The organism is Vallitaleaceae bacterium 9-2 (assembly GCA_038396585.1).
In the GTDB taxonomy this organism is placed as follows: Bacteria; Bacillota; Clostridia; order Lachnospirales; family Vallitaleaceae; genus UBA1351.
Genome location: CP121691.1, coordinates 169,653 through 185,009, shown reverse-complemented (window position 1 = coordinate 185,009; position 15,357 = coordinate 169,653). Strand labels below are relative to the sequence as shown.

Sequence of the window (15,357 nt, the reverse complement as noted above, 5' to 3'; positions counted from 1 at the left end):
AATAATTCTACGTTTACGCAAAGATATTTACAAACAATAACAATAGTGCCACAATCAGGGCATAAATACCTGTTGTTTGGGCAACTGCTTGACCGAGTAACATTGTTCGAATAATCGTACTTTGTAATTTCGGTCGTTTACCTACAGACTCTGCACCTTTTCCAGCTGCATAGCCTTGACCAATACCCGGACCAATACCTGCAATCATTGCTAGGCCTGCTCCAAGTCCACATGATGCCAAAATTAATGCAGTTCCAATTTCGTTTGAAGCTCCAACAGCTTCTCCTAATCGTCCCACAAGTGGGTTTGCAAAAAGCATCAAAATAGCGACAACAAGGGAAAAAATCCCTGATGTTTCTGCAACAGCTGCGCCTAATAACATTACTAGTGTCGCTGGTTTTCCTCCATGCTTCGGATTATTTCCAACAGCCTCAGCTGCCTTTCCTGCAGCAAATCCTTGTCCGATTCCAGGACCGATTCCTGCAATCATTGCAAAGCCTGCTCCTATAGCAGAAAAGCCTAAAATCAAGGCCTTAGGGTCTGCGTCTTCAATCCAACCAAAAAGGAATTCAAAAAATTCCATACTACATTCACCTCACTTTTAGCTTAATCCATTGCACTCGATACAAATGTCATACTTAACATTACAAAGATGAACGCTTGTAATACACCTGCGAACACATCAAAATATCCATGCAATGCTGAAGGTATCCCTAACATTAAAAACCATGGCAAGTTATAATATAATCCCATGATAATCGTTCCGCCAAGAATATTCCCAAACAAACGAAAGCTTAAAGATATTGGGTTTGCAATCTCTCCAATGACATTTAGAGGTGTTAAGGGCCACATTGGCTCCGTTAAATCCTTTGCCCATCTACCTAGTCCTTTTGACATCATCCCTAGCCCTTGCGTCATAAAAAACGTAATGAAGGCCAATGCAAAAGTTGTTGCAATATCAGCTGTTGGTGGTCGCATAAAATCAATCCACGGTCCGTTGGGATCTCCGTAAAAATACATTCCGGGTCCCGGGAGTAATCCTGAAAGATTTGCGACGAGAATAAACAAAAACATACCGATATAAAATGATGAAAATTGTTTGGCATGTTTTCCCATAACTGATTCGATGAAATTATCGCCTGCATGGACAATAAATTCCACCACATTTTGAACACCACTAGGTATTTTTTTAGGATTCTTAATGGATCGATTAATGAGTAACGCAATGAGAATTAAAACGCCACAAATAATCCATGTATTGATCATTGTTTCTGTAATCCAAATCTCAACGCCGCCAATTTTAAACACTTTGGCTACATGAATTCCAATATCCATTTGAAAATCAACTCCTTTTTATGCATACCTTGTATTTATATGTTGCTAAAAAATATATATGAATACACTCTCCATGTGTCACCAGAAGTCGGACTTTTCATCTTCATCTTCGTCTTCCCACTCAAGAAATTCTACACTTCCATCTTTGGGAACTTCCGGTTCGAATAATCCTTGTATGTAAGCCGCTGGTTTTAGTGCCAACACTCCTATAACAAGGCCGATAAAGTGAATGGATGATGTATATACACCAATAAATAATACTAAAAAAGTTATAAAATAGCGCAAAAAATAATGCGCTCGAACATAATTTGTCGCTGCATGTGGTGCTTTGTACATGGCTTTTCGAAAGCTATGTTCCATCAGGTGAATCTTCAAAATGGATACAACCGCTCCAAGCCCTAGCCCCAATGCATAGCTTATACGATTTTCAACTATCAATAATCCGATAAAAAGTGCTATTGCAATTATGATTAACACATTTCGCGTCAACTCATATACCATTGACTTACGTTCATTCATCGATGCTTATCCTTCTTTCCAAAGTCTGATTTTTTAAGTATAATGACAAATAGATTTCGAAAGGCGATATAAATGCCCATAAGAATGAAAATAATCAAAAAGATGCCATTAGTTCCTACCTTCGTATCAATCCAATGCCCTAAAAAGACACTTCCAAAAATGGGAATTGCCATGATTAATCCCACTTGTGAAATCAAAGATAAGTACTTTAATGTTTTAAAATCTGTTTTCATAATCGACCTCTTATCTTCCTAGACACATTATACCGATAAATAAAACGAATGTCTATGCCTTATTGAAGATATATTCAGCAATTCGCGCTGATGCGTTCCCATCTCCATAAGGATTGACCGCAGTTGCCATTTTATCATATTCCGACTTGTCTGACAACAGCTGCTGAGTCGTTTGAATGATTTTCTCTTTATTTGTCCCTACAAGCTTAAGCGTTCCCGCTTCAACCCCCTCTGGTCGTTCAGTTACATTTCGAAGGACAAGGACAGGTTTTCCCATTGAAGGAACCTCTTCTTGAAGTCCACCTGAATCTGTCAGAACAAGATAAGAACGGTTAAGCAAATTATGCATATCTTTGAGTTCAAGCGGCGCTACAAGGTGTATACGCTCATGATTACCCAAGATACGTTGCGCAACCTCTTGCACCTTTGGATTTAAATGTACCGAATAGACCACCACCACGTCTTCATTGGCTTGGACGGTCGCTAAGATGGCTTCACAGATGTCTTCTAATGGCTTGCCTAAATTTTCTCGTCGATGCGCTGTCATTGTAATGACTTTATACTTTTCATAGTCAATACTATTTAGGGTTTCTAAAGAGAAGCTATAAGCATCTGAAACGGTTGACTTTAATGCATCGATAACAGTATTGCCTGTAACCAAAATGGATGTATCTGCAATCCCTTCATCCAGTAAATGTTGTCTTGCCGTTTGTGTTGGTGCAAAATGCACTTCAGCAAGTCGACCTGTCAATAATCGATTCATCTCCTCTGGAAATGGTTGATATTTATCAAATGTTCGAAGACCTGCTTCGACATGTCCGACAGGGATTTTTTGATAGAACGCTGCCAATGCACCTGCAAATGTTGTTGTGGTATCACCATGAACCAACACCATATCCGGACGTGCTTTTATAAGCACTTCTTCAAGCCCTTGAATAGCTCGCGTTGTAATTTCTGTTAACGTCTGACCAGCCTGCATTATATTCAAATCATAATCCGGTGTGATCTCAAAAACCTCAAGAACTTGATCTAACATTTCACGATGTTGCGCTGTAACACAAACTAAACTGGTTAATCCTTCTGTTTCTTCAATTGCTTTTACAACAGGTCCCATCTTGATGGCTTCAGGACGTGTTCCAAATATACTTAATATCTTCATCGCTAATCCCTTCTCTCATTCTATAACAAAAGACCCAATTACTTGAGTCTTTTGTAATTATTCACTAAATTTATCTTTTTTAAAATGCGTTCTTCCCATGTCAAGTAACCATATCGATAGGATAAAACCGACAATCAAAAGCGCAAGTTTAAAGTCACTCATAACCACTAAAATCCCTGCAATTCCAAAAGCTCCACTAACAGCATAGAGTGTAACCACAGCTCTTTTTTGACTAAGTCCTTTGTCAATCAGTCGATGATGCAGATGTCCTCTGTCGCCTTGCGAAATCGGCTTTTTATTAATTAGTCGACGTAGCACTGCAAATGTTGTATCAAAGATAGGCAAGCCTAATACAAGAACAGCAACAATCAGTGTCAATGCCGTATATGTTTTTAACATCGTTTGTATTGAGATAACTGCAAGTGTAAATCCTAAAAATGTTGAACCTGTATCTCCCATAAATATTTTTGCCGGGTTAAAGTTATGGGGCAAAAATCCCATACAAGCTCCTGCTAATGTCGCTGTCAGCATAATGGACAACCCTGCTACCATAGGGTCTCCAAACAAAATCGCAATAACCATTAACATCAGCGATGCAATCGATGCAATGCCTGTCGCCAAACCATCGAGTCCATCAATAAAATTCACCGCATTGGTGATACCAACAATCCAAAATATTGTTATAAAATTACTCATAAATCCAAAGTCTATTTGTCCACCTGGTATAAACGGCATAGAAATCGATTGAATCGATGTCCCTGTGTGTATGACAATCAGTGCACTTAAGACTTGAAATATGATACGAATTTTAGGCGATAGTCCATAAATATCATCAACTAGCCCAACCGTTGTAATCAAGGTTGCCCCAATAATTAGTCCTGTCAGTTGCTCCACGCGTTGGTTAACGATAGTGGGTACCATAATCAATAGTGTTATAGTAAATCCGGCATAAATGGCCAATCCTCCAGCTAAGGGCATCACTTTATTATGCATACCTCTCTCTTTTGGGTGGTCTACGGCACCGATTTTAAAAGCAATCTTGCGACTTATAGGTGTAGCAATACTTGCAATAAAAAATGCTAATACAAAGGCCAAAATATAATATATATATTCTTCAAGGCTATTTATGATGTTCATAAAGATTCCTCTCTTAATTTAAACGGTTATATTGAACTAGCTCAACATTGGCTTCTGTCAATAGTTGTCTAGATAGTTCATCAGGGTAATCCCCGCTATATACAACACGCTTAATTCCCGCATTAATAATTAATTTGGAGCAAATCACGCAAGGTTGTGCGGTTACATAAATTGTACCACCTTCTATCGACACTCCGTGTTTTGCTGCCTGTACAATCGCATTTTGCTCTGCGTGGGATGCTCTACATAACTCATGGCGCTCCCCTGAAGGAATTTTCATTGCTTCACGTAAGCAACCTGTATCCACACAATGCTTGCATCCCGATGGCGCACCATTATATCCTGTCGCAAGAATTCGTGTGTCTTTTACAATAACAGAGCCTACATGACGTCGTAAACATGTTGATCTGTTTTTTACAATATCTACGATGTCCATAAAGTAATCATCCCATTTGGGGCGCGTATGCGTTTTCATTATTCTCTCCTATTTTGTTCCAAACAATCTGTCGCCTGCATCTCCAAGCCCAGGAACAATATATCCATGGTCATTTAATTTTTCATCGAGTGCTGCTAATAAAATATCTACATCTGGATGGTCCTTTTGTACACGTGCCACACCTTCTGGTGCTGCAATTAAGCACAATAAAGTTATGCTTTCAACGCCTTTATCTTTAATGAATTGAATCGCAGCTGATGCAGACCCACCTGTTGCAAGCATTGGATCTAATACAAATATATCTCGTTCTGGAGCATCGTATGGCAACTTACAATAATATTCTACTGGATTTAAGGTATCCGGATCACGATAAAGACCTACATGTCCCACTTTTGCAGTAGGCATTAAATTAAGCATTGCATCAACCATGCCAAGTCCTGCTCTGAGTATTGGAACAATCCCCAATGTACGTCCTGCAATTTGTTTTACTGTTGTTTTGGATACAGGCGTCTCTATTTCAACGTCCATAAGCGGCAAATTTCTTGTCGCTTCATAACACATCAACATTGATATCTCATTGACCAATTCTCTAAATTCTTTTGAGCCAGTTTCTACGCGTCGTAATACCCCCATTTTATGTTGAATTAGCGGGTGATCCATTACTTTTAATTCTGCCATAATAGCCTCCTTGATTTTAATTTTTGTCTTTAGTCTTCAATTTTATTAATTCTACGAATATGTCTTTCATCATTGGAAAATTCCGTTGTAAGAAATGCCATAACAATATCCTTTGCAACTTCTGGTCCTGTATTTCTTCCTCCGAGTGCTAACATATTTGCATTATTGTGTTCACGTGTTGCCATTGCTGTGAAGTGGTCACTACATAATGCACAGCGAATACCTTTGATTTTATTTGCAGTAATGGAAATTCCAATTCCCGTTCCACAAATTAAAATCCCTGTCTCGCATGTCCCATCAAGCACGGCTTGGGCTACGGGTTTTGCAACGTCTGGATAATCAATGGCTTGGGCGTCATATCCTCCAAAATCTTTATATGCAAATCCTTTTTCTTCTAGAAGCGCAATAATTTCTTGCTTTAATGCGTAACCTCCATGGTCACTTCCTATTCCTATCACAATAATTTTCCTCCTAATTTTTTTATGACGCGCTCTAACTCCTCAGCACATCGTCGATAATCGTCTATATCTCCACCGTACGGATCCTCAATATCTCCAGCCTCTCCAACAAACTCTTTGATGCTGTATACATCGCACGGATAATTGTGCTGCACCAATACTGTCTTATGTCTTTGGGTCATCGTTAATGCTAATACAGTCGAATTGCATGACGTTTTACTGAAATAGTGGGATTGATGCATAGAAATATCAACCCCTTTTTCACGCATGACTTGGACTGCATATTCAGTTGCGGGCATCGGTTCAAAAACCATTAATCCCCGTGATCGAGATAATAAATCCGCTGTAGGGTATGTCTTGCAAAACAGCGCTTCAGCCATTGGACTGCGACAGGTATTGCCTGTACAAACAAAAACTATTTCTTTATATTTCTTCATGATACTCCTATCACTTACACATTAATTATTTCGTGTCCAGCAGCTTTTATGAGGCGATTCATAATCGCAACATTGAGTTCTTCACCTTGAAAATCTACCGAATAAATTATATCTACATTCATATCATCAAACTGGCGCAATATCTTAAATAAATTGCTCCCAATCTCCTCTGGATTGTCTATGGCTCCAATACTTAAGACCACATCCCCTTCCAATAGGTGAACGCGATGCACAGGAGATATCACACCTACTTTTAATCCTTCTACTCGATGAAGTGCTGACTGTGCATTGATATACTCGGTGACCTTCTCATCTGCTCCCATCACAATTTTAATTGGCGCTTTGGGTGCATAATGTTTGTATTTCATTCCCGGCGCCTTAGGGGCTTGTGTCACATCTTCCAAGTGGTTGTCATAAGAGACATCTCCAATAACCGCTTTAATCATTGAATATGTAATACTCCCTGGTCGTAAGATTGAGGGTATATCACCGGTCATATCCAGTACGGTTGATTCTAGTCCATGTGTTGTTTTTCCACCATCAATAATCATATCTACACGCCCATTTAAGTCTTCAACAACATGTCTTCCTCTTGTTGGACTTGGCTTTCCAGATATATTGGCACTCGGTGCCGCAATGGGTATACCTGCGCTGTGAATAATATCATGGGCTATAGGATGCTTTGGCATTCGAACGGCAACTGTATCTAATCCGCCAGTTATAATGTCCGGAACTGTATCTTTTTTCTGAAAGATAAGTGTTAACGGTCCCGGCCAAAATTTGGCAATCAATCGTTTTGATTTGTCATCAATATGCTGTACATAATCTTTAAGTATATGAACATCACTAACATGCATAATCAATGGATTATCCGACGGGCGTCCCTTTGCCACATATATTTTTTTTACTGCCTGTTCATCCAGTGCGTTAGCTCCAATTCCGTACACAGTTTCAGTTGGAAACGCAACAAGACCGCCCTCACGGAGAATTTTCCCAGCTTCTTGAACAACTTGTGCATACTTTGGGTCATTTTCTGTAAGGACTACAATCTTCGTCTTTTTATTCATCATTTTACACCATTTCTTATCTTTCGCATCTTATTATATCACAAAATGCTCATTTGTTAAGTCATCTGTTTATTCTTTTTTTAGATATGGACGAATAACTTCCCAGACGCTATCACTTTCAAGACCTAATTTCCATCCTGCAACACCGCCAAGTTCATATTCATCAATAAGCTGCATACGCAAATCCATTGCACGGTCATCCTCAAGCCATATTCTGTAGCGAATATCACCCTCATAATATTCTCCATAATATTGACCCACTTGCTCATCCCATTCCAGCTCAATATTATTTTCATCAACAATGGTTTGTCCGCCATCCATACCATAGGCCTTTGACGAAACCTTGACTTCTCCGTCAACCGTTTCTTCTTTCCACAATCTTGTATAGAAAGGAACGCCAAGAATTACTTTTTCTTTTGGAACTGATTTTAGTGTATCAACAATGCCTTCTTCAACAAAACCAATCGAAGCAACCGAGCCGCTTACAGGTGATGTTGACCAATGTTCATCATATCCCATGATAATAAAATAATCAAGATATTTTGCAATTTCTTCACGCCCCATATGCTCTGTCCAAGGCTTTGGCACAGGTAAATCTGCTGATACAATTAAGCCTTGTTGTTTTGAATAGATGCTTAGCTCTTTCACAAACTGTACATAATATGGTCCTGTCTCTTCACCTATATTTTCCAAATCAATATTTATTCCATCTAACTCATAGACCGAAGCCAACGCCAGGAGTTGTCGAATCACTTCCATACGTTTTGTTGTACTGCTTAAGACTTCATGCGTCATTGATCTTGTATAACCTTCGCCCAAATTGGCAAAAAGAGCCCAGACCTGATATCCATTGTCATGAGCCCATCTTACATAATTCAAATCTGCAATCGACTTTACTTCGCCTTCTGTCCCTTTAAGTTCAAACCATGTTGGCGAAATAACATTCGCCCCTGTTACATTTTCAAGCCGTTCTTGAACATACTGATTCGCCGTTGTATTAAAGACTTGATGCCATACAAGATTTATTTTTTCATCAAATTGTGTGCCGGGAAACTGTTTGTACGAATACACTTTCTCTTTTACTGAATGAGAAGTAACAACCGATCGCACATTTTCCTTTTGTATATATCCTAAGAAGCCTTCTTTGGTTAAAACCTGGTAATAATTGTCTTCTTCCCCAACAATCACTACATCCATCCCTACATATGCTACATGAAGGTATGCCGCTTCTTCATAAGGTAAAATCCGAATATAAACCTTCTGTTCACCTTCATAATAAACTTCCCCAGTAGTTTCTTCACTATACCAATCTTTGATTTGCAACACATGATACTCCTCATTATGTATGAAATCATGATGGGAAAATTTTTGTACAAGAGATAGGGGAAGATACGCCTCTCCATCAAACTCTGTCATACCAATCTCAATACGTATAGGTTCATCATTAACTGTATAGGTCAATTCATCTGTCCGCATACGAATAACATCTTCTTGGGTTGTGTACGTTAAAATTTTTTCTTGTGCGTCGTAGTGAAATTGATCATTAATATATTCACTAACAAGTCCAACCGGAAGATATAAGATACCTCCTAAGAACTTAGGTTTTATTCCATTGTCAATAAGCTTGCCATCATATATCGTCGCTAATGCTTCTGAATTTGCACCTTCATATACTGTCGTAAAGTCTACCTGTACTTCTTTTTGTATTTGTTGTGCCGCTTTAAAGTCTTTATATATATTGATCACGAAAAAACTTAATAGCCCTAAAATAACTAGACCAATCAGACCAATAAATAAGGGTTTTATATATGTTTTCATTTTATCTCTCCATTTTTACGCATTTTCAAGTTGCAAAATATGTCGATTAATCGCATCTAGTGTCGCTCGAGTCACAGCCTCGTTAACATCTGTTCCTACTTTAGCCGTTCCAATAAACATCTCTTCCCGGTGATGATAAATAGAAGTAATGCTTACTGCTATCACTAAAGTATCTGATAGTTTAATCTCTTTACAATCTTCAAATACAAACACATCATATATTCCTAGGTATTGTTCAATTGCATCAAGCACCGCTTTTCCCGATAGACGCATGACATTTGCCGTTGTTTTTATACCGGACTTTGTTTTTGTGTATTCTTCATTGCCTTTTTCTAAAGTTACCGTAACATCAATGGTATTTCCCATGTTGCTATATTCGATGGACTTTAATTTAATACGCGGATCTTGCTCATTGCGAATGACTCCGCCTTTTATCTGTGCAATGGATACTTTCTTATAATCAATCGCTTGATTAAACTGTGATAAAAGAACCGCTTCAACATCCCTTAATATTTGCTTAGGGCTTCGGCGTAAATCTGAAACAATATGAATCTCTTCAATTTGACCATTTTGATTCATTACAACCTTTGAACCAATGACCGATTGTATCTTCATTAAAAAATCTTCAATATGTGTTGTCATCTTATTCCCCCTATTGTTGTACCGATTTCTTTACATCCACTTGATATATCCATACACTTTAAATTATAGTACACTTCCTATGTATTCACAAGAAAAAACTGCTTCTTTCGAAGCAGTTTTTAATATCCTATGGGTTTATTGTATTTCTATCTTATGTGTATCATCCACTTCAGCAAGTTTTGGTGCATGAATGGCCAATACACCTTCTTCAAGTTTTGCCGTGATTTCATCGGCTTTTACATCTTTCATGTAAAATGAACGTTCCATCTGACTTTGGCGTCGTTCTCTATGGATATAATGCTCTTTTTCTTCGTTCACTTCTTCATTGCTACTTACGCGAATGACAAGCTTGTTATCTCTATAGTCAACGGTTACATCTTCTTTCTTAACTCCTGGCAAGTCTGCTTCAATTAGATACTCTGTCTCAAGGTCTTTTACATCAATTTTAAAGGAATCGAATTTCCCAAATTTTGTTGGGACGAATCCATTGCCAAAAAAGTCGTCACTAAAAAAGTCGTCCATGAGATTGAAAAAGTTGTCACTGTTTTTTGCTGCTTGATTTCTTCCATAAGGTACTAATCTAAACATATGAATTCCTCCTTATAATTTTATTGTTAGCACTCTTCATTGTCGAGTGCTGATTACACATATAATATAGCGCATTTCCAAAGTTATGTCAACCTTTTTTATATGTTTTTTACTTTTTTTTGCCCTCTATATTATTGTCACAGTGTTCGAACCGGTAAGATGACATGAACATGAAATCCTTCCCCATCCGGTGAGCTACATGTAAATACTCCGTCCATCTCCTGTACTCTTTGTTCCATCCCTTTAATTCCGTATCCTTTTTTAATTTGCTTGCACCCTTTTCCATTGTCAACAATAATAATATCTGTCATTTCTTTAGAAAAGCGCACGGCAATCATAATTTGAGTCGCCTTCCCATGTCGCAATGCATTCGTCATACTTTCCTGACAAATCCGATAAATGGTATCGTAGTATTGTGGGTTCAAATCAATTTTATAGTTACTGGTTATGAATTCCACCTCTACATTGGATACACGAAACTCTTGGATTAATGTTTCCAACTCTTCAATCAACTGTTGATTGCTTATGTTGGAGGCACGTTTACGCGTTAATGCTTTTCGTAAATTGACCAAGCTTCCACGTGTAATTTCTACTGCTAAAGCTAGCTTCTCTTTGGTTTCTTCTGTATTTTTCCCATAGGTTTGATTCACCGTCTCAAGTAATGAAATCACAAGTGTAATTGAATGTCCCAAAATATCATGAAGTTCTTTTGACACATAATTACGTTCCTGTTCAAGAATCAGTCGCTTACTCACCGAAATATTCTCACTTAACGTACGATTAATATTCTTTAGTGTTCTGTTTTTATTTTCAAGCTCTATGAGCAACTGATGTTGTTCAGTAATCTCGATAAACTTAATAATCATACCATTATTTTCTTGTTGTCTTAACAGGATTTTTTCCATACTTAGTATAAAGTATCTATCTTGTTTTAATATAGAAATATGTACCTCAATCTGATCTGTCACAGCTTCTGATGCAATAAAGTGTTGTATTGTCTGATGAAATTCTGGAAGCATCTCTTGAAAAGCTATATATTTATGTAAGCTTGTGTATCCTTCAAACATTTCTTCCGTCTTCTTATTATATTCAACCACGCGATTGCTTTCATTGAGAATAATAATTGCTTCATCCAAATTATCAAATATTCGGTATTTTGTCATCATCTGAATATCATATTGGTTTTCTCTAAATGCGATAAATGCAAAATTTAAAAAAACAACATTCATCAAAATAGGGGTGACATCCATCACAATTGCAAGTATGTTAAAAACATACAGTACATTAAGAATAACCGGTATAATGAGACTCACTGTAATTAAAAAATAATCTTTTCTCTTTAGCCCTTTATTGGCTGGACTCATGACCATACAATAAATGCTTACTGCAATTAAGACATACGAAAAAATTGTATGTATATAAAAATAGGGCCCTTTGATGCTAGTGTATGTCCCTATTTGTCTAAAGAACAGATAGTGGGAGTCATTAGTCAATAAAAAAGAATAGTTAATGATGGATAAAATTATACATACCATTTGAATTGCTGGATGAAGGGGTCTGTTTTGATAATACAGGTAAGCAAAATATAACAATGCAAATCCAAAAAAGCAAATACCCAAATATTCAATATTAATCCAAAGCTTTAATTGCCCTGCATCATCGGCAAGCACCTTGAAAATATTTCCAATGAGCCAAAAAAAGATTAAAAGCTGCATGCGAAAAAAAGCAGCCACCAGTCGAATTTTACGGCTGCGCAGATACAAAAAAGCATTCGCGATAATGGTCCCCATTAACGTTAATGTATAAATTGTAATTTGACTAAAATCTTGGTAATCCAAAACACCCATTATACACCTTCTATATCAAATTATTTTTTACTGCAAAAACAGCCATTTGTGTCCTATCTTTTAAATCAAGCTTTGTAAGCAACTTAGAAACCTTATTTTTCACCGTTCCTTCAGTAAAGTTTAGCATCTGCGCAATCTCACGATTACTCTTTCCATTAACCAATTCTTGGATAATGCGTATCTCTATCCGTGTTAAATCATATTGATCAATCATGTCATTATTATTCTCCGATTTTTGCCGCATTTTCTTTAACTCGTCTTTAAAAACCTCAAGAACATTTCCGTGCATTACATACAAATTGTGTGCAACGCTTTTAACCGCTAAAATCAATTCTTCCGGTCGAATATCTTTAACAATATATCCATCCGCACCATTTTTTAATGATGTAAATAGACTCTTGTCATCTTCAAATGTGGTCAATACCATAATTTTTACAGAAGGGTAAAGCTCCTTAAGTACCTCCATCGCTTCTAATCCACCCATTCTTGGCATACGTAAATCCATTAAAATAATATTCGGCTGTTCTATTTTACAATTTTCTATAGCCATATAGCCATCTTCTCCACCATCAATGGCAATAATTTCTTTGTCTTGTTTTAACATAAACAGCAATGTCTGTTTCAAAAGAATTTGATCATCAACGACCATAACTTTTATCATACAAATCCTCCCATTTTTTTATAACGTATAACAGCTAAACGTATCTCGTCCATACTATTTCTTGCTCTTCGAATCGCTTCTTGAATTGTTTTTAATGCCTCCGCATCATTGACATCAACCAGTATGTCTGCCACTTCAATCAAAGCCAATAATTCGGTCATTGAGTGCCCCAGCGTATCATGAATCTCTGTCATTATTCGGTTGATTTCCTCTTCAACCGTTAATTTTTCAACGGTTTCTAGATACTTTGTCAACTTACGGTTTGCCGCATCAAGCTCATTGTTTTTTATTTCTAATTCATTATGCAGCATATAAATTTCTGTCATGTCAAAAAAAGTAATCAATGTGGCAACTTTTTGCTTTCGGTAATCTAACAATGGCTTTGCCGTAAAATAGATGCTTATGTTTTCATCTGTTTTTAACATTCCTTTTTTTATCTTATATTGATTTGCTTTAATACTTATATTTAAATCAAAAATAGATTGATATTCTACGGAAAATGTTGCTAAGCGCTTTGAAAAATCATAAATTGTTGAAATCACTTTCATATCATACATGTCAAATTTCTTTTCAAAAAAACTAGTATTATAATCGATTATGTTCCCATTATTATTAACAACGAGCATCCCATCCATCGTATTATCAATCACACGATAGATTGCACTTGGAATAATGTCTAAGAATTGATATCGTAATATTAAGACTGTTAAAATGAACATGGAAATAGGCAAAAAAAACAGGGTAACCATAATCTCAAACGTCATAATCCCAGCTATCTGGAGTAAATGCACTCCTAGGGGCAGTAATATTGCAATGGAGTAATAGATTCCTTGTGTTCTATATACCGGGTTTTTGTCTCCTTTTCTAAATAAAAACAGGGCAACCCCTAGCAACAAATAAATTGCCGTAAAACCAATAATATAATATGTGAAAACACCAAATTTGATCATATGATAATCAATCTCTTTATAAAATTGGTAATGATATGTATTTGTAAGAACGCTGAGATACCCAATGACGGGTGGAATGAACGTAATGATAAAAAGTGTCCTTTGCATCTGTTTATTTTGAGTATAACAATAAGCAAAGTGAAATAAGACAACACCTAAAAAACAGATTGGAATATATTCTAACACGATAATAATCCAACGTATTTCAAGCGTTGGCGCTGTTAGTTCAAAAATATATAAAACATTCCAAGTAATACCTAGAATCTGCCCAATAATAAGAAAAAAGCTATTTTTTGCATTTTTACTTTTAATGTATATATAGACACACAATACACTTGAAATAAATGCAGAAAACAATAACAATCCAATGATTTGTCTTAAATAATCTACTGTATTCATAACCATCTCCATTGTTTTTAGATTATGCATTTATCATATCGAATTATTCCATACAATGCAAGAAGCGATTCATCCGAATCGCTTCTTAACCCCTAAAATATTTCTCTTTCCTTTACATAACACATCGTACTTTGAACTTCTCTCTCATCTATTATTTTACAATGATTCGAAGAACATTTCTAGTATCTTAAGTAACTCTATGCAATGACTTTCGTCACTTATGTAAATCTCATTGACATTAATCACGAAGCGCTCCACCTGTTAACTCTAAAAAAACTTGCTCTAAACTTGGATGTTCATGATGAGAAGAAGCGTATTTTTCAATCAAAGAATCTTTTGTTCCTTGAGCAATGATCTTTCCATGATCCATAATACAAATATGCTTACACACATATTCCACTTCTTCCATGTAGTGACTTGTATAAATCACCGTCATATTTTTTTCTTGATTTAGCCTAAGTACCGTATCTAAAATATGCTTTCGCGTTTGTGGATCAATGCCCACTGTAGGTTCATCCATAATAATGAGTTCCGGACTATGCAACAAGGCTACGCCAATATTTAACCGTCGCTTCATTCCCCCCGAATAATGCTTCACTCGATCATTTAACCGTTCACTTATACCAATAATCTGTGCGGTTTCTATAATAGCCTTTTTCAACTCTTGCCCTTTTAGTCCATAGGCTCTTCCCCAAAAACTAAGGTTTTCTTGACCTGTAAGCATTGGATAAAGTGCTATTTCTTGTGGGACATAGCCTAATTTCTTCTGAATGTACCGGGGATGTTTTAAAATTGATTTTCCCTTAAAAAATATCTCTCCTTCATCGGGTTTTAATAGTGTTGCAATCATACTGATTGTAGTTGATTTTCCGGCGCCATTGGGGCCAAGCAAGCCAATAATTTCGCCTTGTTGCACCTTAAAATCAATTCCAGCAACCGCTTGTACCTTCTTATATTTTTTTTTTATGTTTTGTACGTGTATTAGATCCATGG

General features: G+C 36.8%; 18 protein-coding genes. All 18 read right to left on the bottom strand.

Translation table 11 applies throughout. The annotated features are described in order from the left end of the window. Positions 1-13 precede the first annotated feature (13 nt). The 18 genes from atpE to QBE53_00825 all read right to left on the bottom strand — a co-directional run bounded on the left by atpE (position 14) and on the right by QBE53_00825 (position 15,355). Complete coding sequence (atpE, locus tag QBE53_00910; GenBank protein WZL81692.1) at positions 14-583, bottom strand: ATP synthase F0 subunit C; 570 nt, start codon at positions 581-583, stop codon at positions 14-16. Positions 584-606: 23 nt separating this feature from the next. Continuing rightward, the gene (atpB, locus tag QBE53_00905) at positions 607-1,335 is read right to left on the bottom strand and encodes a F0F1 ATP synthase subunit A (GenBank protein ID WZL81691.1); all 729 of its coding nucleotides are present in this window, start codon (positions 1,333-1,335) and stop codon (positions 607-609) included. A gap of 78 nt (positions 1,336-1,413) precedes the next feature. Beyond that, entirely contained in the window at positions 1,414-1,854 is a 441-nt protein-coding gene (locus QBE53_00900) for an ATP synthase subunit I (protein ID WZL81690.1), read from the bottom strand. Continuing rightward, a complete protein-coding gene (locus tag QBE53_00895; protein WZL81689.1) occupies positions 1,851-2,087 on the bottom strand; it encodes an AtpZ/AtpI family protein in 237 nt (78 codons plus the stop codon). Before QBE53_00895 ends, QBE53_00900 begins: the two co-directional genes overlap by 4 nt. A 52-nt stretch (positions 2,088-2,139) precedes the next feature. Then, positions 2,140-3,246, bottom strand: a complete 1,107-nt coding sequence (wecB, locus tag QBE53_00890) for a UDP-N-acetylglucosamine 2-epimerase (non-hydrolyzing) (protein ID WZL81688.1) — start codon at positions 3,244-3,246, stop codon at positions 2,140-2,142. 57 nt (positions 3,247-3,303) lie between these two features. After that, a complete protein-coding gene (locus QBE53_00885) occupies positions 3,304-4,383 on the bottom strand; it encodes an MraY family glycosyltransferase (GenBank protein ID WZL81687.1) in 1,080 nt (359 codons plus the stop codon). 13 nt (positions 4,384-4,396) lie between these two features. Beyond that, on the bottom strand, positions 4,397-4,858 hold the full coding sequence (locus QBE53_00880; protein WZL81686.1) for a cytidine/deoxycytidylate deaminase family protein: 462 nt from the start codon (positions 4,856-4,858) through the stop codon (positions 4,397-4,399). A 9-nt stretch (positions 4,859-4,867) separates the two neighbouring features. Further along, positions 4,868-5,497, bottom strand: a complete 630-nt coding sequence (gene upp / locus QBE53_00875; GenBank protein ID WZL81685.1) for a uracil phosphoribosyltransferase — start codon at positions 5,495-5,497, stop codon at positions 4,868-4,870. Between the two features lie 29 nt (positions 5,498-5,526). Then, on the bottom strand, positions 5,527-5,955 hold the full coding sequence (gene rpiB / locus QBE53_00870) for a ribose 5-phosphate isomerase B (GenBank protein WZL81684.1): 429 nt from the start codon (positions 5,953-5,955) through the stop codon (positions 5,527-5,529). Beyond that, positions 5,952-6,392 (bottom strand): low molecular weight protein arginine phosphatase, encoded by a 441-nt coding sequence (locus tag QBE53_00865; GenBank protein WZL81683.1) that lies wholly within the window; start codon positions 6,390-6,392, stop codon positions 5,952-5,954. The genes rpiB and QBE53_00865 overlap by 4 nt, the downstream gene beginning before the upstream one ends. Before the next feature lie 14 nt (positions 6,393-6,406). Beyond that, positions 6,407-7,462 carry an L-threonylcarbamoyladenylate synthase gene (locus tag QBE53_00860; protein WZL81682.1) on the bottom strand — a complete coding sequence of 352 codons (1,056 nt, stop codon included), beginning with the start codon at positions 7,460-7,462 and terminating at the stop codon, positions 6,407-6,409. A 66-nt stretch (positions 7,463-7,528) separates the two neighbouring features. Beyond that, positions 7,529-9,277, bottom strand: a complete 1,749-nt coding sequence (locus QBE53_00855; GenBank protein ID WZL81681.1) for a glycosyl hydrolase family 18 protein — start codon at positions 9,275-9,277, stop codon at positions 7,529-7,531. Positions 9,278-9,292: 15 nt separating this feature from the next. Then, positions 9,293-9,919 (bottom strand): hypothetical protein, encoded by a 627-nt coding sequence (locus QBE53_00850; protein ID WZL81680.1) that lies wholly within the window; start codon positions 9,917-9,919, stop codon positions 9,293-9,295. Positions 9,920-10,054: 135 nt separating this feature from the next. After that, positions 10,055-10,507, bottom strand: a complete 453-nt coding sequence (locus tag QBE53_00845; protein WZL81679.1) for an Hsp20/alpha crystallin family protein — start codon at positions 10,505-10,507, stop codon at positions 10,055-10,057. A 137-nt stretch (positions 10,508-10,644) separates the two neighbouring features. Continuing rightward, a complete protein-coding gene (locus QBE53_00840; protein WZL81678.1) occupies positions 10,645-12,354 on the bottom strand; it encodes a histidine kinase N-terminal 7TM domain-containing protein in 1,710 nt (569 codons plus the stop codon). A gap of 10 nt (positions 12,355-12,364) precedes the next feature. Next, the gene (locus QBE53_00835; GenBank protein WZL81677.1) at positions 12,365-13,015 is read right to left on the bottom strand and encodes a response regulator transcription factor; all 651 of its coding nucleotides are present in this window, start codon (positions 13,013-13,015) and stop codon (positions 12,365-12,367) included. Continuing rightward, positions 13,012-14,364 (bottom strand): histidine kinase N-terminal 7TM domain-containing protein, encoded by a 1,353-nt coding sequence (locus QBE53_00830; protein ID WZL81676.1) that lies wholly within the window; start codon positions 14,362-14,364, stop codon positions 13,012-13,014. The genes QBE53_00835 and QBE53_00830 overlap by 4 nt, the downstream gene beginning before the upstream one ends. 238 nt (positions 14,365-14,602) lie before the next feature. Further along, positions 14,603-15,355, bottom strand: a complete 753-nt coding sequence (locus QBE53_00825; protein WZL81675.1) for an ABC transporter ATP-binding protein — start codon at positions 15,353-15,355, stop codon at positions 14,603-14,605. Positions 15,356-15,357: the final 2 nt, after the last annotated feature.

Excerpts from the sequence above, each read along its gene's own strand:
- QBE53_00850 (WZL81680.1), bottom strand. The coding sequence starts at position 9,919 with ATGACAACACATATTGAAGATTTTTTAATGAAGATACAATCGGTCATT.
- QBE53_00830 (WZL81676.1), bottom strand. The coding sequence starts at position 14,364 with ATGAATACAGTAGATTATTTAAGACAAATCATTGGATTGTTATTGTTT.
- wecB (WZL81688.1), bottom strand. The coding sequence starts at position 3,246 with ATGAAGATATTAAGTATATTTGGAACACGTCCTGAAGCCATCAAGATG.
- QBE53_00900 (WZL81690.1), bottom strand. The coding sequence starts at position 1,854 with ATGAATGAACGTAAGTCAATGGTATATGAGTTGACGCGAAATGTGTTA.
- QBE53_00825 (WZL81675.1), bottom strand. The coding sequence starts at position 15,355 with ATGGATCTAATACACGTACAAAACATAAAAAAAAAATATAAGAAGGTA.
- QBE53_00880 (WZL81686.1), bottom strand. The coding sequence starts at position 4,858 with ATGAAAACGCATACGCGCCCCAAATGGGATGATTACTTTATGGACATC.
- QBE53_00895 (WZL81689.1), bottom strand. The coding sequence starts at position 2,087 with ATGAAAACAGATTTTAAAACATTAAAGTACTTATCTTTGATTTCACAA.
- QBE53_00865 (WZL81683.1), bottom strand. The coding sequence starts at position 6,392 with ATGAAGAAATATAAAGAAATAGTTTTTGTTTGTACAGGCAATACCTGT.
- QBE53_00855 (WZL81681.1), bottom strand. The coding sequence starts at position 9,277 with ATGAAAACATATATAAAACCCTTATTTATTGGTCTGATTGGTCTAGTT.
- QBE53_00845 (WZL81679.1), bottom strand. The coding sequence starts at position 10,507 with ATGTTTAGATTAGTACCTTATGGAAGAAATCAAGCAGCAAAAAACAGT.
- QBE53_00860 (WZL81682.1), bottom strand. The coding sequence starts at position 7,462 with ATGATGAATAAAAAGACGAAGATTGTAGTCCTTACAGAAAATGACCCA.
- atpB (WZL81691.1), bottom strand. The coding sequence starts at position 1,335 with ATGGATATTGGAATTCATGTAGCCAAAGTGTTTAAAATTGGCGGCGTT.
- QBE53_00840 (WZL81678.1), bottom strand. The coding sequence starts at position 12,354 with ATGGGTGTTTTGGATTACCAAGATTTTAGTCAAATTACAATTTATACA.
- upp (WZL81685.1), bottom strand. The coding sequence starts at position 5,497 with ATGGCAGAATTAAAAGTAATGGATCACCCGCTAATTCAACATAAAATG.
- atpE (WZL81692.1), bottom strand. The coding sequence starts at position 583 with ATGGAATTTTTTGAATTCCTTTTTGGTTGGATTGAAGACGCAGACCCT.
- QBE53_00885 (WZL81687.1), bottom strand. The coding sequence starts at position 4,383 with ATGAACATCATAAATAGCCTTGAAGAATATATATATTATATTTTGGCC.
- QBE53_00835 (WZL81677.1), bottom strand. The coding sequence starts at position 13,015 with ATGATAAAAGTTATGGTCGTTGATGATCAAATTCTTTTGAAACAGACA.